This is a genomic window from Curtobacterium sp. MCBA15_016 (assembly GCF_001865105.1).
In the GTDB taxonomy this organism is placed as follows: domain Bacteria; phylum Actinomycetota; class Actinomycetes; order Actinomycetales; family Microbacteriaceae; genus Curtobacterium.
Genome location: NZ_MJGR01000050.1, coordinates 3,603 through 3,860 on the forward strand (window position 1 = coordinate 3,603; position 258 = coordinate 3,860).

The window sequence follows — 258 nt, forward strand, 5'->3', positions numbered from 1 at the left end:
CGGTTCATGCGCGACGAGGTCCTCGAAGCCGTCCAGCGCCTCCAGCCCGTCGCCGACCAGGCCGGCCTGACCCTGGCGCAGCTCGCCATCGCGTGGACGCTCCAGAACGAGAACGTCGCGAGTGCGATCGTCGGCGCGTCCCGTCCGGAGCAGGTCACCGACAACGTCAAGGCCGCGGGCGTGCGCCTGGACGCCGACGCCCTCGCGGCGATCGACGCAGCCCTGGGGGACATCCCGGAGCGCGACGCGTCGAAGACC

At 72.9% G+C, this 258-nt stretch carries 1 protein-coding gene; it reads left to right on the top strand.

Annotated elements, in window-relative coordinates; genetic code table 11:
• A partial coding sequence (locus BIV03_RS16975) for an aldo/keto reductase (RefSeq protein ID WP_139202051.1) occupies window positions 1-258 on the top strand: 258 nt, incomplete at both ends.